This window comes from Glycocaulis abyssi (assembly GCF_041429775.1).
GTDB classification, from domain to species: domain Bacteria; phylum Pseudomonadota; class Alphaproteobacteria; order Caulobacterales; family Maricaulaceae; genus Glycocaulis; species Glycocaulis abyssi.
Genome location: NZ_CP163421.1, coordinates 483,853 through 501,346, shown reverse-complemented (window position 1 = coordinate 501,346; position 17,494 = coordinate 483,853). Strand labels below are relative to the sequence as shown.

The following is a 17,494-nucleotide window of genomic DNA, read 5'->3' as shown; positions in this document are numbered from 1 at the left end:
AATGGCTTCCACGCCCACAAAGACCGGCATTGACCCGAAACTGATCCGCCAGCTGGCCGATATCCTAAACGATACCGAGCTGACCGAGATCGAGGTCGCGCAAGGTGAGCTGCATATCCGCGTCGCGCGCGAAGTCCCGGCGCCTGTCTATACACAGGCCGCGCCCGCAGTTGCTGCTCCGGCGGCGGCTCCTGCCGCGCCGCCCGCACCTGTCGCCGCTGCGCCGTCTGCCGATCCGGCACCGGCCGCTGCCAAGGCCGCCAACGCGGTCAACTCGCCCATGGTCGGCACGGTCTATCTGCGTCCCAACCCGGATGCCGATAATTTCGTCAAACCCGGCCAGAGCGTGAAGGAAGGCGACACCATATTGCTGATCGAGGCGATGAAGACCTTCAACCCGATCACCGCGCCACGCTCGGGCAAGATCGGTGAATTGCTGGTCAGCGATGCCCAGCCTGTCGAATACGGCGAGCCGCTCTTCACCCTCATCTAGGAGCGGCCGATGTTTGAGAAAATCCTGATCGCGAACCGGGGCGAGATTGCCCTGCGCGTGCACCGCGCCTGCCAGGAAATGGGCATCCGCACCGTGGCGGTCCATTCCGAGGCCGATGCCGAGGCCATGCACGTCAAGCTGGCCGATGAGAGCGTGTGCCTTGGCCCGCCCCCGGCGGCCCGCTCCTATCTGCATATCCCGGCCATCATCGCCGCTGCCGAGATTACCGGCGCGCAGGCCATCCACCCCGGCTATGGCTTTCTGTCCGAGAATGCCCGCTTTGCCGAGATCGTGGAGGCCCATGGCCTGACCTTTATCGGTCCGAAGCCCGAGACCATCCGTCTGATGGGTGACAAGATCACCGCCAAGCGCGCCGCCGTGGAAGCGGGCATTCCCGTGGTGCCCGGCTCTGACGGCGCGATCTCGGATATGGCAGAGGCGCGTAAAGTCGCCAAGGAAGTCGGCTTCCCGGTGCTCATCAAGGCGGCTGCCGGTGGCGGCGGGCGCGGCATGAAGGTTGCCGAGACCGAAGACAAGCTGGAAAGCGCGCTGCAGACCGCTTCTACGGAGGCGCAGGCCGCCTTCGGCGATGGCGCTGTCTATATCGAGCGCTATCTGGGCAAGCCGCGCCATATCGAGATACAGGTGATGGCCGATGAGCACGGCAATGTGCTCCATCTGGCCGAGCGGGACTGTTCGCTGCAGCGCCGCCACCAGAAAGTCCTTGAGGAAGCCCCTTCAGTGGCCCTCACCCCTGAGGAACGCTCACGCATTGGCGAGATAGTGCGCAAGGCGGTCGGCGCAATCGGCTATCGCGGCGCCGGCACGGTGGAGTTTCTCTACGAGAACGGCGAGTTCTTCTTCATCGAGATGAATACCCGCCTGCAGGTGGAGCATCCCGTTACCGAGCTCATCACCGGCATCGACCTGGTGCGCGAGCAGATCCGTGTGGCCGCAGGCGAGAAGCTGGAGCTCACCCAGGATGATATCAAGGTCAATGGCTGGTCCATAGAGTGCCGGATCAATGCGGAAAACCCCTACACCTTCACGCCCTCGCCGGGCAAGGTAACGGAATTCCACGCGCCCGGCGGCCCCGGCGTGCGCCTCGATTCCGGCCTCTACGCCGGTTATTCCATCCCGCCCTATTATGACAGCCTGATCGGCAAGCTGATCGTGCATGGCCGCGACCGGCACGAGGCGATCATGCGTCTGAAACGCGCGCTCAAAGAGATGGTCATTGGCGGTATCGAAACGACGATCCCGCTCCATCTCGATCTGCTGGAAGAACCGGACTTCGTCAGCGGCGATTACCATATCCGCTGGCTGGAGAGCTGGCTGGCAGAGCGCAACGCGAAGGCTTAAGCCCTTGGCTGTGCAGCCTAAAGCCGTCACCGGTGTCTCCCCCCGTTTACGGGGGGAGTGGCCCGAAGGGCCGAGGGGGGGATTTCAAAAAAGCTCCCCCCTCCGCCTTCTTCGAAGGCACCTCCCCCGTAAACGGGGGAGGAAATCCGCTCTTGCTGAAGGCACCAGCTAAATGCGCGGGTTTGGCGCAGAAGAGCTGCTGGAATGCTATGCGCGCGGCGTCTTCCCGATGGCCGAGGACCGGGACGATCCGCGCGTCTTCCTGCTTGATCCTGACGAGCGCGGCGTCATTGCGCTCGATCAGTTTCATATTCCGCGCAGCCTGGCCAAGCTGGTGCGCAAGGACCGCTTCCACGTCACCGTGAACCGCTGTTTTGCGATCGTGGTCGATCATTGCGCCGCGCCCGCGCGGGGCCGGGAAAACACCTGGATCAATGATCCGATCCGCAATCTCTATGGAGAATTGCACGAGCGCGGCCACGCCCATTCGCTGGAATGCTGGCATGAGGGCGATCTGGTCGGCGGGCTTTACGGCGTGAGTTTGGGCGGCGCGTTCTTCGGCGAGAGCATGTTCTCGCGCATGACCGATGCGTCAAAAGTGGCGCTGGTCCACCTCGTCGCCCGTCTTAAAGCGGGCGGCTATACCCTGCTTGATACCCAGTTCATCACCGAACATCTGCAGCGCTTTGGCGCGCAGACCATCACGCGCAACGCCTATCACCGGCTGCTGCGCGATGCGCTGAAAGAAGATGGCAATTTCTTCGCGATGCCGGAGGGCCTGAACGGGGCTCAGCTCCTGCAGTCGATCACCCAGACATCATAGACGGGGTGATCGAGCGCGTTCAGCGCGGGGTTGGAGGCAAACATCCAGCCTGAGAACAGGCGTTCGCCCTCGGCGCCGATGCCAAACCCGTCCGTGCGCTGGTCGTTGATCTCCAGAAACACGAAAACTTCCGGCGGCTCCTCGGGCGGGCGGCGGCGGCAATAGCGCACGGTGATATCCAGCGCACCAAACCGGTAGCTTTCGCCAACATTCACCTCGAAATCGCGGGTGCGCGCCGTCACCTTGTCGAGGCCGCGCAGGACCGCAATGGTGCCGGGCCGGGAGCTGAGCTCATCGGAGCGCCGCGTGGCACGCTGTTCCTGCTGCTGCTCCAGCGGCGCGGTCAAATCGCTGTCCGGTTCCTCGATATCCTCTGCCCACTCCTCCAGCGAGCCGGGCTCATCGCCTTCCTGGGCAAGCGCCGCAGAGGCAAGGAGCAGGCTGGCGAGCGCAAACGCGCAAATGGGCAAAAGGCGGATCAGCAATGTCATCGTTGGAAAACTCCCCTCGACCCATACTCACCAGCGCAATGCGGCAGCACAAGGGCGAATCTCCGGGACCAGTGGCCAGAACCCGCAGCGCCTAGCTGTCGCCGCCGCCACGCCCGCCCGACACAAAGCCGCCGATCAGTTCAAACAGGTCGACTGCGCCTTGCGTGTAGATGATCTCACCGCCCTCGGCGATCATGTCATCATCGCCGCCCGCCTCGATCTCAACATAGGCCCCGCCCAGCAGGCCGGAGGCGGTGATCTTGGCGGTGGAATCGGCCGGGATCAGCACATCACGGCGCAGACGAAGCCTGACATTGGCGAAATAGGTTTCGGTATCGAGATCAATCGCTGTCACCGAGCCGACCGGCACGCCGGACACGCGCACTTCTGCACCCCGGGTCAGAGCGCCGATTTCGGAGAACCTCGCCTGCAGCTCATAGCCGCCAACGGAAGGGTCAGAATCGAGACGCCCTTGCGCGAACACCAGGAACGCCGCCGCGACAACCAGCACGATAACGCCAACCAGTGTTTCGAGGACCGCTCCGCCGCGCATCAATCGCCTAGCCTTCCGGGTTCCAGCTTTCATAGTCCGCCGTCGAGCGCGCACGCGGGCGCGGGTCGGCCAGCGAGCCCGCCGGGCGGTAGGCATGGAGTGTGCCTGTCATGTTCGGCTTGTGGTCCAGCTCCCATTCGCGGCGCGGCAAAGGCGCATCGACAGGGGCCTCGGCAAAGGTGTGGTGCAGCCAGCCATGCCAGTCTGCCGGCACGCGCGAGGCATCGGCATAGCCATTATAGATCACCCAGCGGCGCGGCACGCCGTCTGCGCCCGAACCGCTCTTGCGTTCCTGATAATAGCGATTGCCGTAATCATCCTCGCCGACGAGCTTGCCGCCACGGCTAATCGTCCACAGCGCGCCCAGCGTCGCGCCATTCCACCAGGCAAACAGTCGTCCAATGAAGTCGAGCATGGCAGGTCCGCCCCTCGCGAAACATCAAATCAGGTGTGACGGTATATGCCTATCAAGCGCGCCTGCGTCCAGTGCGCGGGGCTGCAGGGTTGTTGCAATGCGCAGGGACAACCCACCCCTTCCTTCGACTCACCTCCCCCGGAGGCGGTATCATTTGCCATGAGTGATTCGCGTCCGCTGCCCGCAAGCCTTCGGGCGCGGCGGGAAGGGCTGCCGCCAGCAAGGCGGCAAACAGGGAAGTGTCCGCGCCATGACGATCCAACGCCGCCTGACCAAAGAAGGTGCCGATCCGCTGGCGGGGCTGGACTTTGCCGAGCATCTGGCAGGCAATGCCGACCCGGACGCGCTCACACCCCATGCGGTCAAGATCAGCGCGCCCGCAGACTGGCCCGAAAGCGCGGTGACGGCGCTGGGGCTTCTTACCGGGGCGGATGTTGCCCATGGCACGCTGGACGGGCGCAAGGCGCTGGAAAGCACCGCCGCGTCGCTGGCCGCTCTGGCGGGCGTGAAGCCTGACAGTATCGAGGCGGCAGAGCTCCTGGCCAGTCTCGCCGCGCGCGAAGCCTGCCCCGCCCCGCATCTCTGGCGCGGCGAGGCGGACGCGGACATGCCGCTGGAAACACTCGCCAGCGGGCCGTTCGAGGCAGGCGCGCTTATCAGCATGATCAACACCGCCGCGATGGCGGGCGCGGCAAGCGATGTCGGTGCGCGCATCGTGCGCGACCGGCTGGAAGCCGTGGCGCTCGCCTGCATCAATTGCGATGGCAGCGAGGGCGAGTGCTTTGACCCGCGCCATAACCGCGCCCTTGCCCGCTCTGTGCGCGCCGCGCGGCGCGACGGTGTGCCGGACGCGATGATCGAGCGCGCGATTGCACGCGCTCGCCAAGGGCTAGACACGATCGAGGATGGCGCAGGTTTCGTACCCGACATGCCGGTCAATCCGGTGATCGAAATCGGCGCGAACCTGTTGACCGATACCGATCAGGGCGCGCGCGCCTTCCTGCGTGATCTCGCCGCGACGATCTGGACCCATGGCCAGCCCGCCTTGCGCTTTGATGACGCGGTTCTGCCTGAACCGGCCATCGTGCTAGACCTCTCTGGCTTTGCGGGCGGCGACGCCGCGCTGGAAAACGCCGCCACGCTGTGGGGCCTCGTGGCAGACAAGGCCGAAGGCAGCCTGCTGCTGGCAGGGCTTGGCGCGGCGCTCGCGCTGGAAGGGCTTGCCTATGACAGCGATGAGGGCCGCGCCCGCGCCGCCGCGCTGGCGAGCCTCGCTCGCAAAGCCAGCGCCGCGCCTGTCATCACCGGGCCTGTATCCGCCGAAATCGCGGGCTATCTGGCGCTTGCCACGCACGGGATCGACCCGGCAGGCATTGCCAGCAACTCGCCCGCTGCGCGCGCCTTTACGCAAGACCTGCTGGCTGAGCTGGACGCAGACACGGCGACGGCCGCCCTCGCCCACGCCTTTGGCGCGGGCACGCTGTCGGGCCTCAATCCCGGCTGGCTGGGCGCGCTGAAAGAGGCGGGGCTGGACGATGGCGCCCTTGCCCGTATCGAGACGATGATCGCCGACGGCGCGCCGGTGCGTCACGCCTTCAACCGCTGGACGGTAGGCGACGAAATCGCCCAGCGCTGCGGGCTGAGCCCGGAGCGGCTGGAGCAGGCAGGCACGCGCCTCCTGGAAGCGTTCGGCGTCTCCGCGCTGGAGATCGAGGCGGCAGAGCGCTGGGTGCATGGCACGGGCGAGCTGCACACGTGTGAGGCCCTGCCAGAGGCGTTTAGAGCCGCGCTGGCGCCCGTGACGCCCGAAGCCCGCCTTGCCATGGCCGCGGCGCTGGAGAGCGCTCTGGAGGCCCCTGCAGGGCTTAATCTGGTCCTGCCGGGCCACGCCACGATTGACGATGTGTCCGCGCTCATCCTGTCGGCAGCGCGTGACGGCCTTAAAGCCATCCGCATCCGCCGCGAGGGCGAGGCGCTCTACGATCTGCTGGCCACGATCGAGTTTGACAGCGCCGACCGGGGCGAGCGCCCCGTCTTTACCGAGGAGCGCATTGTCGAGCGCGTGGTGGAGCGGCCCGTGGAGCGCGCAGCCAGCCGCCGCAAGCTGCCCGACCGGCGCAAAGGCTATATCCAGAAATCGACTGTCGGTGGCCACAAGGTCTATCTACACACCGGCGAGTTTGAAGATGGCGAACTCGGCGAGATTTTCATCGACATGCATAAAGAGGGCGCTGCCTTCCGCTCGCTGATGAACAATTTTGCCATCTCCATCTCCATCGGCCTGCAATACGGCGTGCCGCTGGAAGAATATGTCGACGCCTACGTGTTCACCCGCTTCGAACCCGCCGGCCCGGTGGAAGGCAACGACTCCATCAAGCACGCGACCTCTATCCTCGACTATCTCTTCCGGGAGCTCGGCGTGTCCTACCTGGGCCGCGAGGACCTTGCCCAGACCGATGCGCGCAAATCCGATCCGGGCGGCATCGGCAATGGTGTGGCCAGCGAGAAGGTCATCACCGGCGAGGAGGCGTCACGCCTGATCTCGAAAGGCTTTTCGCGCGGGCAACTGCCCGACAATGTGGTGATGCTGGGCAGCCAGCCGCGCAAGACGACGCCTCCGCCTGCCAGCGGATCAGGGCGCAAGGGCGATGCCTCGCCCGCTACACGGCCCGAACCGGTCTATTCGGGCGAGCCCTGCCCCAGATGCGGACATTTCACGCTGGTTGAAGCGGGTGCCGAGCTGAACTGCGAAGCCTGCGACTGGTCCGGCGCCCTGCCGGAGGGGTGAGGCGCGTTATGCGGTGAGGCGTTGTCCTCCCACGTTTACGGGGGGGACACCCCAGGTGGCCCGCTAAATGCCCTATCACGCCCCGCCCGGCTGGACGATGACCGCGCCGGAGCGCTCCCCGCTCTCCACGCGCTCATGGGCCTTCACAGTCTCTTCCAGAGACCAGACAGAATCGATGAGCGGACGCAAAAGCCCCGCTTCCAGCGCGCTGGTAATGTCAGCTACGGCGCTGGCGCGCTGTTCGGGCGTGATCGCGTAGAGGAAAACGCCGTGCAGGGTGATATTGCGGAACATCAGCGGATAGGCGGCAAAGACCGGCTCGCGCACGCTTTCCGAGCCATACCAGGCAATGGTGCCATGTTCGGCGATGAGCTGCGCTGACTGGGCCAGATTACCGCCGAGCTCCACCTCGACGATATGATCCACGCCCGCGCCCTGCGTGTCGGCAAGAACCGCTTCCACCACGTCCTGCTGGCGGTAATTGATCACATGGTCCGCCCCTGCTGCCATGGCGATGGCCGCTTTAGCGGCGCTGGAGACTGTAGTGATGATCTTTTCCGCGCCGGCCCATTTGGCGATCTGGATCGCGCTGTGGCCCACAGCGCCCGCTCCGCCAGTAACCAGCACGGTCTTGTCCGCCACCCCGCCATTGCAGAACAGGGCGCGATGGGCGGTCATGGCCGGAATGCCCAGCGCCGCACCGGCCTTCACCGATATCTGGTCAGGCAGAGGCACGGCATGCTCGGCGGGCAGCACACACACTTCCGCGCAGGTGCCGCCAACGCGCTTATAGGCCGCGCTGAACAGCCAGACCCGCTCGCCAAGGCGCGCAGGGTCCACCCCCTCGCCGACCGCCTTGATAACGCCTGCGCCATCGGAATGGGGGATTTGCAAGTCCACAGCCATCGGCCCGCGCGCGCCGGAGCGGATTTTCACATCAGACGGGTTCACGCCCGAAGCCTGCACCGTGACGGCAACCTCGCCGGGACCGGGCAAAGGTTCCGCGCGCTCGCCCAGCGTCAGCACATCGCTGGCTGGGCCTTGCGTTTCATACCAGATGGCTTTCACGCGTCCTCGTCCCTATCCGCGCGGCGCTGTTCATCGGCCAGCCGGTCCACCCAGGCTTTCATGCGCCGCGCAAACAGGATGGTGCCAATGCTCGCCGCACCCAAGAGGAAAAGTGCCGCACCTATGGCTTTGGGCGCGGTCTCATCACCAAACCGCCCGGCCAGCATGGCCGCGCCGAGAATGGTGATGCCGCAAAGCGGGATGAGCAGGACTGTGGGGTTCATGAAAATCAGGGCTGCAACAAGCGGCCGGGACTAGCCCGCCTTGCCCTCACGCTCTTCGCGCTGGCGGCGCAGCTCGTTCTTCAATTGACGGGCCTGCTCGCCATAGAAGACGGCAACACCAATACCGAAGGCCAGCATGCAGCCCAGTACGATCCAGGCGGTCAGGTCATCCATGTCCGGCTCGCTCCTGCTGTATCGTGCGGTCCACTTCGATCACGACGTGCGCCAGAAAATGCAGCACCGCCGCCCCCACAATATAGGCGATATTGGTGCCCAATGCACCATCACCAAACAAGGCGAAAGCGGCAGCGCCCAGCGACAAAGCATGCAGCGCATCGCGGAAAAGCTGAGCGTGTGCGCCCATCACTCGCCTGCCTCGTCCTCAAACCCCAGCGCCCCGGGCTTCTCCAGCGCGTCAGCAATGCGCGAGAGGTATTCAATAACGACAGCGAGAAGGAGAATGGGGATCAGAGACGCGAGCATATTTATCAACGACCACACGAGACTGCCGTTTCCGCCAACAATCTCAAATCCGATCAGCGCAACACCCCAAGCGCCCATCGCCAAGGTGAGACCTGCCAGAGCGAGCGCGACTTTATTGCGGAAGAACCGGATCAGACTGCCTTTCATGCCGGCTTCCCCTGTGATTTCGCCAATGTACGCAGCCGACCAGATATGGCCGCGAGCTGAAAAATGATGAGGCCCAGTGCGATCATAAGAAGTCCTCGCGCCATAGAGCCGACGAGGAACGGATATTCAAGCGCTGACACAAGCGTTTCCAAGCCACTCCAGCCTGTCAGCCCGTCCCACAACGCCGTTGCGATGCAGATCGCTCCAAACAGCAAAAACACGCCGACAGGAAGACGCAGCATCTCACGCATGCTCAGAGCTCCTTGCCGCGAGTATCGGCCTTTGACCGAAGGAAGCGCAGGTCGGAGGCAATGCGCGAGGCGTATTCGGCGGCTATTGCCAGAAACAGGACAATGAATCCGGGCACAAAACTGTGAAAAACCGAGCTGACCGGAATGTGCCAACGACCCTCGATACTCATCGAGTCGCCAAACGGATCGACGGTCTGCATGGCAGCGATCCACCCGGCTACTGCCCCAATCACGCCAAACCCCATCAGAATGACCGCCAGCACCGCCGCAATGCGGGCAAAGAGCTGTCTGAAGAAATTCAGCGCGTCACGTATCACCACCATCTCTCCGGCTTGGCGCTGAACCCTGCCGCATCTTCAATCGCGGCGGCAACGGAAAACATGGTTTCCTCGTCCAGCGCGCGGGTGATAACCTGCAAGCCCAGCGGAAGGCCAGCCTTGTCGAGGCCCGCGGGCACGCTCATCGCGGGTATGCCTGCGATATTGGCGGTCACGGTGAAAATGTCATTCAGATACATCTCGATCGGGTCAGCCTTGGATTTCGAGCCAATACCGAACGCGGCGCTGGGCGTGGTGGGGGTGAGGATGGCGTCCACCTTTTCGAACGCGGCCTGGAAATCCTCATAGATGCGGCGGCGCACTTTGAGCGCCTTCACGTAGTACGCGTCGTAATAGCCCGCAGAGAGCACATAGGTGCCAATCAGGATGCGGCGCTGCACTTCCTTGCCGAAGCCGGCCGCGCGCGTCTTTTCATACGTATCGATCAGGTCTTCACCCTCGACGCGCAAGCCATAGCGCATGCCGTCATAGCGGGCGAGGTTGGAGGAGGCCTCCGCCGGCGCGATAATGTAATAGGCGGGCAGCGCGTATTTCGTCATCGGCAGTGAAATGTCGACGATCTCGCATCCTTGCGCCTTTAGCCACTCCACGCCCTTGGCCCAGAGCGTGTCGATCTCGCCCGGCATGCCGTCCATGCGGTATTCCTTCGGCACGCCGATGCGCAGGCCTTTGACCGGCTTGTCACACGCGCCGAGCATGTCCGGCACGGCGCCGGGATAGCTGGTGGAATCCTTCGGATCATGGCCCGCCATGGTCTGCGTCAGCAGAGCGCTGTCGCGCACCGTCTTGCCAAACGCACCGGGGTGATCGAGCGAGGAGGCGAACGCCACCACGCCCCAGCGCGAGCAGCGGCCATAGGTCGGCTTCACACCGACAAGGCCGGTAAAGGCCGCAGGCTGGCGGATGGAGCCGCCGGTATCGGTGCCCGTCGCGCCATAGCCGATGCCCGCGCTGAGCGCGGCCACAGACCCGCCGGACGAGCCGCCCGGCACCAGCTTCTCGGTGGAGCCTGTGGCGCGCCACGGATTGACCACGGGGCCGGTCGCAGCCGTCTCGTTGGATGAGCCCATGGCGAACTCGTCCATGGAGGATTTCGCCACCATCACCGCGCCGGCGTTCCAGAGGTTTTGCGTAACGCTGGATTCGTATTCCGGCTTGAAGCCTTTGAGGATGTTGGAGGATGCGGTGGTCTCCACGCCCTTCACCGCAAACAGATCCTTGATGACCAGCGGCACGCCTTCCAGCACGCCCGCCTCGCCCTTGGCCCGGCGCGCGTCGGAGGCTTTCGCCATACCCAGCGCATGATCGGGGTCGATCACGGTGAAGCAATTGAGCGGACCTTGCGCGGCTTCAGCGGCCTTCACATGGGCTGCGGTCAGCTCCGCGCTGGAGACATCGCCACGGCTAAGCGCGTCGCGGGCTTCGAGGAGAGAGAGGGAAAATACATCAGTCATCAGTTTTGCTTTCGTCCGGTTCGGCGCGGTCGCCATTCCATATGGTTATCGCCCCGGTCATATCGGGGGGCGGTATTGGTGTCGCCGGGGTGTGGATTGCGGCCTCCAGCGCGGCAAGCGCTTTTGAAGGAAATTCTTCGTGATAAGTATTATAGTAGGCCTCAAGACCCATTCGGTCCCGGAGACCGACGAGCAATGAACGGACAGCTTCTACGTAAACATCTGGCTCAACGGAAAAATCTAAATCAACCGCATCAAATGGCGACGTGATTTTTACGACAACAAGCGGTGTTTTTTCTACGTTCCGGCCGTGAATATATGCCAATCCAGCACTTACAATCGTTTCGCCGGGCTCGTGTTCCGCGACAATAGTACACGGAACGTAGCTTCCAGCAGCTATTGCAATTGCTGACAACGCCAATCCTTTGAAGGTCGGGCAAATATCGCTCGCCCATTCCACCTTGGCGCTGCCAACGCCCGTCCGCACCTCAAGGTCCATCCATCCCATTCCAACGAATGAGACGTCGAACTCCAAGGTCTGCGCAAAGGGCGGCACATCCTGCGCCAGAATACCCACAGCCCCTACTCCACGCTCTTCGGGACGACGAAAAAGCCTTCTTCGGCCTTCGGCGCGTTTTTCAGCACCTTTTCGGGGATTTCCCCGTCGGTCACCTTGTCCTCACGCATGGGCAGCGGAGTGGAGACCGGCGTCGTCATGGGCTCTACGCCGTCCACATCCACCTCGTTCAGCATCTCGACCCAGTCGAGGATGCCATTCAGCTCGCCAGTGAGCTTGGCCACCCGGTCCTTGGGTTCGGCGATACGGGCAAGCCGGGCGATCCGGCGGACATCGTCCTCGGTAACGGACATGAGACGCGCACTCCACATGGGTCAGGAAAACGAGCGGCCTGAGTAACAACGCGCATGCCCTCGCGCAAGCGCCCTGCCCTCAACTCTGGCGCTAAGGCGCGCCCTATGGGTAGAGTGCTGCCCAATCGCTCACCGCGCTCATCTGATGGAGCAATCGTCATGGCATTCGATTTCGCCCGCAAACTCGTCCCCGCCTTCGCAGCCGCAACCGCATTGGCGCTGGCTGCCTGTGGCGGCAATTCAGGGGCCAGTGACAACCGCAGCGAGTTCGAGCGTGAGGGTGATTTTGCGCGCGGCTCGGCCGATGCGCCGGTCGTGTTCATCGAGTACGGCTCGACGGCCTGTGGCGGCTGCGCTGCCTTCCATCATGGCGTCTACCCCACGCTGAACCGCTATGTCGAAGACGGCACGGTGCGCCTGGTGTTCCGCGAAATGCTGACCGGCTCGGCCGAACTGGCCCTCGCCGGCTTCATGCTGGCGCGCTGCGCGGGCGAGGAGCGCTATTTCGACGTGCTAGACGTCCTCTTCGAGCAGCAGCAGGCCATCTTCATGGCCGCACAGCGCGGTCAGGCCCGCCAGCAATTCCAGACGATTGCCCGCTCTGCCGGCCTGTCCGACCAGGAATTCCGCGCCTGCATGTCCGATGAGAGCGCGGTGGACGCCATCAACGAGTCCAATCAGCGCGCCGCGCGTGATGGCATCAATGCCACGCCCAGCTTCATCATTAATGGCGAGCGGGTGGAAGCCAACCGCGCCCCGGACGGCTCCGGCGTGGTGTATTTTGCGGGCAATGCGGCCATTGAGGACGATCAGGGTTTCGTCCCGGCGCAATTCACGGGCGACACCTTCTCGCGAATCATCGAGTATTTCCGGTCTCGCGACGAGCAATAGCTCCCTCGCGGTTCGGTGGCATGGTGAAGCCAGTAGCGGATGACTGCAAAGCAGCGGCGCGGGGCTTCAGGCGGGTTTCTGGAGGCGTCTGGTGAAGTTCACCCGTCTGCGCGTTACAGGCTTCAAGTCGTTCGTCGACCCGGCGGAGCTGCGCATTGATGCGGGGCTGACCGGCGTTATCGGCCCGAATGGCTGTGGCAAGTCCAACGTGCTCGAAGCCCTGCGCTGGGTGATGGGGGCAACTTCTGCCAAATCGCTGCGTGGCGGCGGGATGGAAGACGTCATCTTCTCCGGCACCGCGACCCGCCCGGCCCGTGACCGCGCCGAAGTGATCCTGACAATCGACAATTCCGACCGGCGTGCACCCGCCCGCTTCAACGATGCGGATATTCTGGAAGTCACGCGCCGCATCACGCGCGGCAAGGGTTCTGACTACAAGATCAATGGCGAGGACGTACGCGCCAAGGACGTACAGCTTCTCTTCGCTGATGCCGGTACCGGCGCGAACTCGCCCGCCCTCGTGCGTCAGGGCCAGATCAGCGAGCTTATCAACGCCAAGCCGGAAAACCGCCGCCGGGTCCTTGAGGAGGCTGCTGGCGTGGCCGGTCTTCGCGCCCGGCGCCACGAAGCCCAGCTGCGCCTGAACGCGGCTGAAACCAATCTGGACCGGCTGCAGGAAGTCGTCGATACGCTGCAGAGCCGCTATGAGGGCCTGCAGAAACAGGCCCGGCAGGCAGGGCGCTACCGCAAGCTGTCTGCTGACATCCGCGAGCTGGAAGCCGTGCTCTGGCTGCGCCGCTGGCATGAAGCCAGTGAGGCGGCAATCAGCGCCCGCGAGCATCTGGCCGCCTGCGAAGCCCTGGTGGCGGACGCCGCCAGCCTTGCCGCATCAGCCACCAGCGCCGCCGAGGCAGCCTCAAACGCGGTGGCCCCCTTGCGTGAACGCGAAGCGGAGGCGTCGGCCGCCCTGCGCCTGATGGAGCGTGAACGCGACACGCTGGAGCGCGATATCGATCAGGCCAGGACCAATATCGAGCGGCTGACGGCGCGGCTGGAAGAGCTGGCCGTCAACAAGGCACGCGAAGCGGAGCTATCTCAGGAAGCGGCGCAGTCACTGGAGCGGGTTCGCACGTCGCTCAAGACGCTGCAGGACGAGCTGGCGGGCGACGCTGAAGCCCTGGCCAAAGCCGAAGCGGCGATGACAGATGCTGAAACCCGGCGCAACCAGGCCGAGCAGGCGCTGGACCAGGCCAGCGCGCGCCTTGCCGAGGTGAAGGCTGCCCGCGAAGCCGCGCGGCGCGACGCCGACAATGCCCGCCGCCGCCATGAAGCCCTGCGCCGCGAGGCCGACGAGGCCGCTGCGCGCGCCGCCGAACTGCCCGAATCTGACGGCCCCAGCCTTCAGGACCTGGAAAGCGCGGTCAGCGAATCCAGCATCGCAGCCGAAAAGGCCGCCGAGGCGTTCGCCAGGGCCGAGGACGCAGCCCAGGCGCACACCGATGCGGCCAACACCGCCCGCGACGCCCTGCGCGCGGCCGAGGCCGACACGCAATCGCTCTCACGCGAAGCCGACAGCCTGCGCCGTCTGGTCGCTTCCGGCGATAATGATGACGGGCTGGTTGAGCAGGTGCGCGCAAAGCCCGGCACCGAAAAGGCGCTGGCCGCCGCGCTGGGCGATGATCTGGAGGCCGGGCTGTCAGCAGACGCTGCGCGCCGCTGGACCGGAACGAGCGCCCTGCCCCCGGCTCTTCCCTCTGGCGTGACGGCGCTCAGCGAAGTTATCGACGCGCCTTCAGCGCTGAAAGCGCGGCTGGAATCGATCGGTCTGGTTGACGAGACCGATCTCGACCGGCTGGCCGGTATGCTGAAGCCCGGCCAGCGCCTGGTGACGCTGGAAGGCGCGCTGCGCCGCTGGGACGGGTTCGCCGCCAATGCCGGTGCACCGTCCAGCGCCGCCATCCGCCTGGAAACGCGCAACCGGCTGGAGACAATTCTGGCCGAGCTGGAAGCGGCGCGGACACGCGAGGCCAGCGCGCGTGCAGAGCACGACAAAGCCGCTCAGTCAGCCAGTAGATCGGCAACGGCCCTGCGCGCTGCCCGCGAAGCACTCGATCAGGCCCAGCGGGACGTGCGCGAGACCGAACGGGCCTTGAGCGAGGGCCGTGAAGCCGCCGTGCGCGCCGAGGCGCGCCGCGCCAATCTGACAGATACCGCACGCCGGCTGGACACCGAGGCCAGCGGCGCGAAAGACGCGCTGGAGCGCGCCGAAACCGCGCTGAAAGCCGCCATGGACGCCGATGATGGCAGCGTGGCGCTGGAAGCAGCCCGCACCGAAGCCGAACGCGCCCGCGCCGCAGCCGCCGATGCCCGCGCCGCCCTCGAATCGGCTCGGCGTGACGCCCAGAGCCGCCGCCACCGCATTGCCGGGCTGGAGCGCGAGGAAGCCGAATGGTCGCGGCGCGCACAGAGCGCCGCCGAACGCCTGACCGGGATCAACAGTGCTGAAGCCGAGACGCGCAGCGCCCTTGGCGAAGCTGAAGCGGTCCCTGCCCGGCTGGAAGACCGCCGCAGCGTGATCTTCGACCAGCTGGGCGAAGCCGAATCGCGTGCGCGTCTGGCGCGCTCCGAGGTTGAAGCCGCCGAAGCTGCCCTGCGCGAGGCCGATACGACCTTGCGCGCCGCAGAGCGCGAGGCAAGCAGTGCCCGCGAGGCACGCGCCGCCGCCGCCGCTACGCTGGAAGGCGCGCAGACCCGCATCACCGAAACGGCTGAACGCCTCGCCGATGCAACCGGTGAAACGCCGCAAGCCCTGCAAACCCGGTCCGGCCAGAGCGAATACGCAAACCTCTCTTCCGCTGAACTGGAGCGCCGTCTGGACGAGACCCGCCTGTCACGCGAGCGGCTGGGCGCGGTAAACTTGCGCGCGGACGAGGAAGCCGAGGAACTCACCTCCGAGCGCGACCGGCTGACCGCCGAACGCGACGATCTGGTCGAAGCCGTCGCGCGCCTGCGCAAGGCGGTCGATACGCTGTCGCGCGAAGGCCGGGCGCGGCTTCTGGCCGCATTCGAGGTGGTGGACGGACATTTCCGCCAGCTCTTTGCGACGCTCTTTGGCGGGGGCGAGGCCGAGCTGCGCCTGACCGAGCATGATGATCCGCTTGAAGCTGGCCTTGAGATCATGGCCTGCCCGCCGGGCAAGAAGATGGAGACCATGTCGCTCATGTCCGGCGGGGAGCAGGCGCTCACTGCTACCGCGCTGATTTTTGCGGTGTTTCTGTCCAATCCAGCCCCGGTCTGCGTGCTCGATGAGGTGGACGCGCCGCTGGACGACGCCAATGTCGACCGCTTCTGCCGGATGCTGGAGGAAATGCGCGAGCTGACCGATACGCGCTTCCTCATCATCACCCACAATCCCGTCACAATGAGCCGGATGGACCGGCTGTTCGGCGTTACCATGGGTGAGCAGGGCGTATCCCAGCTGGTCTCGGTAAACCTGCGTGCGGCAGAAGCGCTCCTCGCAGCCGAATAGGTAAAATTACCTTATTTATCAGCGCCTTGAAGCACGTCTCCCGTCACTTGACTTGCCTATACCGCGCTTATAGTGTGCGCGCACTTTCCGGGGGGAGTGTCCTTTTCGGGAAGTGACAGGCAGCCATGTCCCGCCCTAGCGATCATACGAACAATCCAGACCCCGACGATTTCGAACACCGTCTTGCCGGCAAGCTGAAGGCGCGCCAGGAGCGGGAAGCGAAAGAGAATGCCGGGCCATCGGGTTGGTCTCAAGGGGTACGCTATGGCTCCGAGTTTTTCGGCGGTGTTCTTGCCGGAACAGGACTCGGCCTGCTTGCAGACCATTTTTTCGGCTGGTCGCCCTTCGGGCTGCTTGCCGGAATGATACTCGGTTTCGCTGCCGGAGCGGTAAATATCGTGCGCGCAGTGAAGTCGATGCAGAACTAGCTCTTGCGCTTCGCGCTCTGTCGCGATAGGCGCACGTCACGTTTTCTGGGCAGGCCGGATTTCCGGCGCGCCGCATCACAATCGAGGGGCCGGGCGTGGCTGACACCAACCCGATCAAGCAGTTCGAAATTCATCCCATCGCTGATCTGAGCGTGGGCGGGCTGGATCTGTCTTTTACCAATTCCAGCTATTTCATGGTGCTGGCCGTGGGCCTGACCGTTGGCCTCCTGGCGATAGCGACCTCGCGCGCTGCCCTGGTACCGGGGCGCGCCCAGTCGGTCGCCGAAATCCTCTACGAGTTTATCGCCGACATGGTGCGCAGTTCTGCGGGCACTGACGGGCTGCGCTTCTTCCCGCTGGTCTTCACCCTGTTCGCGTTCATCCTGATGGCCAACATGCTGGGCATGATGCCCTACTTCCCGGCCCCGGATTTCCACGGCTTCACCGTGACCAGCCACCTCATCGTCACGGTTGCGCTCGCGCTTCTGGTGATGGCGGTTGTGGTCGGATACGGCCTGTTCAAGAACGGGCTCAAATTCTTCTCCATCTTCTTCCCGGCGGGCGTTCCTGTCCCGCTCTACGTGATCGTGACGCCGATCGAGATCATCTCCTTCCTGTCGCGTCCGATCTCGCTGTCCATCCGTCTGTTCGCCAACATGCTGGCCGGTCACATCCTTCTGAAGGTGTTTGCCGGCTTCATCGTCATGCTGGGCGCGGCGGGCGGCGCACTGGCCGCGGTCGGCATCCTGCCACTGCTGATGGTCATCGCGCTGACAGCGCTGGAATTCCTGGTTGCCTTCCTGCAGGCCTACGTGTTCGCCGTTCTGACCTGCATCTACCTCAACGACGCCCTCCATCCCGGGCATCACTGATCCATCCATCCCGT

The 17,494-nt window shown here is 64.6% G+C and carries 21 protein-coding genes; 8 read left to right on the top strand and 13 right to left on the bottom strand.

The features are described 5' to 3' along the window. Position 1 precedes the first annotated feature (1 nt). The 3 genes from accB (at position 2) to aat (ending at position 2,678) form a co-directional block, all read left to right on the top strand. Positions 2-493, top strand: coding sequence for an acetyl-CoA carboxylase biotin carboxyl carrier protein (accB, locus tag AB6B38_RS02580; RefSeq protein ID WP_371394155.1), 492 nt, complete (start codon positions 2-4; stop codon positions 491-493). A gap of 9 nt (positions 494-502) precedes the next feature. Next, positions 503-1,855: an acetyl-CoA carboxylase biotin carboxylase subunit gene (gene accC, locus AB6B38_RS02575; RefSeq protein WP_371394153.1), complete on the top strand. Its 1,353-nt coding sequence runs from the start codon at positions 503-505 to the stop codon at positions 1,853-1,855. A 172-nt stretch (positions 1,856-2,027) separates the two neighbouring features. Beyond that, positions 2,028-2,678, top strand: a complete 651-nt coding sequence (gene aat, locus AB6B38_RS02570) for a leucyl/phenylalanyl-tRNA--protein transferase (RefSeq protein WP_371394151.1) — start codon at positions 2,028-2,030, stop codon at positions 2,676-2,678. On the opposite strand, the gene AB6B38_RS02565 is transcribed toward aat, so the two are convergent. From AB6B38_RS02565 to AB6B38_RS02555, 3 genes are all read right to left on the bottom strand, one after another. Continuing rightward, on the bottom strand, positions 2,645-3,169 hold the full coding sequence (locus AB6B38_RS02565) for a DUF2155 domain-containing protein (protein ID WP_371394150.1): 525 nt from the start codon (positions 3,167-3,169) through the stop codon (positions 2,645-2,647). The two genes, aat and AB6B38_RS02565, sit on opposite strands and share 34 nt — an antisense overlap. A gap of 91 nt (positions 3,170-3,260) precedes the next feature. Beyond that, positions 3,261-3,722 carry an outer membrane lipid asymmetry maintenance protein MlaD gene (gene mlaD / locus AB6B38_RS02560; RefSeq protein WP_371394148.1) on the bottom strand — a complete coding sequence of 154 codons (462 nt, stop codon included), beginning with the start codon at positions 3,720-3,722 and terminating at the stop codon, positions 3,261-3,263. Positions 3,723-3,729: 7 nt separating this feature from the next. Further along, a complete protein-coding gene (locus AB6B38_RS02555; RefSeq protein WP_371394147.1) occupies positions 3,730-4,137 on the bottom strand; it encodes an NADH:ubiquinone oxidoreductase subunit NDUFA12 in 408 nt (135 codons plus the stop codon). A gap of 250 nt (positions 4,138-4,387) precedes the next feature. On the opposite strand from AB6B38_RS02555, the gene AB6B38_RS02550 reads away from it, so the two are divergent. Further along, positions 4,388-6,925 carry a hypothetical protein gene (locus AB6B38_RS02550; RefSeq protein ID WP_371394145.1) on the top strand — a complete coding sequence of 846 codons (2,538 nt, stop codon included), beginning with the start codon at positions 4,388-4,390 and terminating at the stop codon, positions 6,923-6,925. Positions 6,926-7,000: 75 nt separating this feature from the next. Here AB6B38_RS02550 and AB6B38_RS02545 read toward each other — a convergent pair whose 3' ends face one another. Genes AB6B38_RS02545 through gatC form a run of 10 tightly spaced genes read right to left on the bottom strand, consistent with a single transcriptional unit; the run spans position 7,001 to position 11,760 of the window. Next, positions 7,001-7,993, bottom strand: a complete 993-nt coding sequence (locus AB6B38_RS02545) for an NADPH:quinone reductase (RefSeq protein ID WP_371394143.1) — start codon at positions 7,991-7,993, stop codon at positions 7,001-7,003. Beyond that, a complete protein-coding gene (locus tag AB6B38_RS02540; RefSeq protein WP_371394141.1) occupies positions 7,990-8,217 on the bottom strand; it encodes a hypothetical protein in 228 nt (75 codons plus the stop codon). Before AB6B38_RS02540 ends, AB6B38_RS02545 begins: the two co-directional genes overlap by 4 nt. Positions 8,218-8,247: 30 nt before the next feature. Next, the gene (locus AB6B38_RS02535) at positions 8,248-8,391 is read right to left on the bottom strand and encodes a hypothetical protein (protein WP_371394139.1); all 144 of its coding nucleotides are present in this window, start codon (positions 8,389-8,391) and stop codon (positions 8,248-8,250) included. Next, positions 8,384-8,581 carry a hypothetical protein gene (locus AB6B38_RS02530; protein ID WP_127566160.1) on the bottom strand — a complete coding sequence of 66 codons (198 nt, stop codon included), beginning with the start codon at positions 8,579-8,581 and terminating at the stop codon, positions 8,384-8,386. The genes AB6B38_RS02535 and AB6B38_RS02530 overlap by 8 nt, the downstream gene beginning before the upstream one ends. Further along, the gene (locus AB6B38_RS02525) at positions 8,581-8,847 is read right to left on the bottom strand and encodes a hypothetical protein (RefSeq protein ID WP_371394137.1); all 267 of its coding nucleotides are present in this window, start codon (positions 8,845-8,847) and stop codon (positions 8,581-8,583) included. Before AB6B38_RS02525 ends, AB6B38_RS02530 begins: the two co-directional genes overlap by 1 nt. Continuing rightward, positions 8,844-9,098: a hypothetical protein gene (locus AB6B38_RS02520; RefSeq protein ID WP_371394136.1), complete on the bottom strand. Its 255-nt coding sequence runs from the start codon at positions 9,096-9,098 to the stop codon at positions 8,844-8,846. The genes AB6B38_RS02525 and AB6B38_RS02520 overlap by 4 nt, the downstream gene beginning before the upstream one ends. Before the next feature lie 2 nt (positions 9,099-9,100). Beyond that, a complete protein-coding gene (locus tag AB6B38_RS02515) occupies positions 9,101-9,421 on the bottom strand; it encodes a hypothetical protein (protein ID WP_371394135.1) in 321 nt (106 codons plus the stop codon). After that, positions 9,412-10,890 carry an Asp-tRNA(Asn)/Glu-tRNA(Gln) amidotransferase subunit GatA gene (gene gatA / locus AB6B38_RS02510; protein ID WP_371394134.1) on the bottom strand — a complete coding sequence of 493 codons (1,479 nt, stop codon included), beginning with the start codon at positions 10,888-10,890 and terminating at the stop codon, positions 9,412-9,414. The genes AB6B38_RS02515 and gatA overlap by 10 nt, the downstream gene beginning before the upstream one ends. Next, complete coding sequence (locus AB6B38_RS02505; protein WP_371394133.1) at positions 10,883-11,467, bottom strand: hypothetical protein; 585 nt, start codon at positions 11,465-11,467, stop codon at positions 10,883-10,885. Before AB6B38_RS02505 ends, gatA begins: the two co-directional genes overlap by 8 nt. Before the next feature lie 5 nt (positions 11,468-11,472). Then, positions 11,473-11,760 carry an Asp-tRNA(Asn)/Glu-tRNA(Gln) amidotransferase subunit GatC gene (gatC, locus tag AB6B38_RS02500; protein ID WP_371394131.1) on the bottom strand — a complete coding sequence of 96 codons (288 nt, stop codon included), beginning with the start codon at positions 11,758-11,760 and terminating at the stop codon, positions 11,473-11,475. A 159-nt stretch (positions 11,761-11,919) separates the two neighbouring features. Here gatC and AB6B38_RS02495 point away from each other — a divergent pair, with 159 nt between their 5' ends. From AB6B38_RS02495 to AB6B38_RS02480, 4 genes are all read left to right on the top strand, one after another. Next, positions 11,920-12,651 (top strand): DsbA family protein, encoded by a 732-nt coding sequence (locus AB6B38_RS02495; protein ID WP_371394129.1) that lies wholly within the window; start codon positions 11,920-11,922, stop codon positions 12,649-12,651. A 91-nt stretch (positions 12,652-12,742) separates the two neighbouring features. Beyond that, positions 12,743-16,180 carry a chromosome segregation protein SMC gene (gene smc, locus AB6B38_RS02490; RefSeq protein WP_371394128.1) on the top strand — a complete coding sequence of 1,146 codons (3,438 nt, stop codon included), beginning with the start codon at positions 12,743-12,745 and terminating at the stop codon, positions 16,178-16,180. Between the two features lie 125 nt (positions 16,181-16,305). Next, complete coding sequence (locus tag AB6B38_RS02485; protein WP_371394127.1) at positions 16,306-16,608, top strand: AtpZ/AtpI family protein; 303 nt, start codon at positions 16,306-16,308, stop codon at positions 16,606-16,608. Positions 16,609-16,703: 95 nt separating this feature from the next. Continuing rightward, entirely contained in the window at positions 16,704-17,480 is a 777-nt protein-coding gene (locus AB6B38_RS02480; protein WP_371394126.1) for a F0F1 ATP synthase subunit A, read from the top strand. Positions 17,481-17,494 lie beyond the last annotated feature (14 nt).

What these genes read in the sequence shown, in the direction of transcription:
- accB (WP_371394155.1), top strand. Translation starts at nt 2, where the DNA reads ATGGCTTCCACGCCCACAAAGACCGGCATTGACCCGAAACTGATCCGC.
- accC (WP_371394153.1), top strand. Translation starts at nt 503, where the DNA reads ATGTTTGAGAAAATCCTGATCGCGAACCGGGGCGAGATTGCCCTGCGC.
- aat (WP_371394151.1), top strand. Translation starts at nt 2,028, where the DNA reads ATGCGCGGGTTTGGCGCAGAAGAGCTGCTGGAATGCTATGCGCGCGGC.
- AB6B38_RS02565 (WP_371394150.1), bottom strand. Translation starts at nt 3,169, where the DNA reads ATGACATTGCTGATCCGCCTTTTGCCCATTTGCGCGTTTGCGCTCGCC.
- mlaD (WP_371394148.1), bottom strand. Translation starts at nt 3,722, where the DNA reads ATGCGCGGCGGAGCGGTCCTCGAAACACTGGTTGGCGTTATCGTGCTG.
- AB6B38_RS02555 (WP_371394147.1), bottom strand. Translation starts at nt 4,137, where the DNA reads ATGCTCGACTTCATTGGACGACTGTTTGCCTGGTGGAATGGCGCGACG.
- AB6B38_RS02550 (WP_371394145.1), top strand. Translation starts at nt 4,388, where the DNA reads ATGACGATCCAACGCCGCCTGACCAAAGAAGGTGCCGATCCGCTGGCG.
- AB6B38_RS02540 (WP_371394141.1), bottom strand. Translation starts at nt 8,217, where the DNA reads ATGAACCCCACAGTCCTGCTCATCCCGCTTTGCGGCATCACCATTCTC.
- AB6B38_RS02535 (WP_371394139.1), bottom strand. Translation starts at nt 8,391, where the DNA reads ATGGATGACCTGACCGCCTGGATCGTACTGGGCTGCATGCTGGCCTTC.
- AB6B38_RS02530 (WP_127566160.1), bottom strand. Translation starts at nt 8,581, where the DNA reads ATGGGCGCACACGCTCAGCTTTTCCGCGATGCGCTGCATGCTTTGTCG.
- AB6B38_RS02525 (WP_371394137.1), bottom strand. Translation starts at nt 8,847, where the DNA reads ATGAAAGGCAGTCTGATCCGGTTCTTCCGCAATAAAGTCGCGCTCGCT.
- AB6B38_RS02520 (WP_371394136.1), bottom strand. Translation starts at nt 9,098, where the DNA reads ATGCGTGAGATGCTGCGTCTTCCTGTCGGCGTGTTTTTGCTGTTTGGA.
- AB6B38_RS02515 (WP_371394135.1), bottom strand. Translation starts at nt 9,421, where the DNA reads ATGGTGGTGATACGTGACGCGCTGAATTTCTTCAGACAGCTCTTTGCC.
- gatA (WP_371394134.1), bottom strand. Translation starts at nt 10,890, where the DNA reads ATGACTGATGTATTTTCCCTCTCTCTCCTCGAAGCCCGCGACGCGCTT.
- gatC (WP_371394131.1), bottom strand. Translation starts at nt 11,760, where the DNA reads ATGTCCGTTACCGAGGACGATGTCCGCCGGATCGCCCGGCTTGCCCGT.
- AB6B38_RS02495 (WP_371394129.1), top strand. Translation starts at nt 11,920, where the DNA reads ATGGCATTCGATTTCGCCCGCAAACTCGTCCCCGCCTTCGCAGCCGCA.
- AB6B38_RS02485 (WP_371394127.1), top strand. Translation starts at nt 16,306, where the DNA reads ATGTCCCGCCCTAGCGATCATACGAACAATCCAGACCCCGACGATTTC.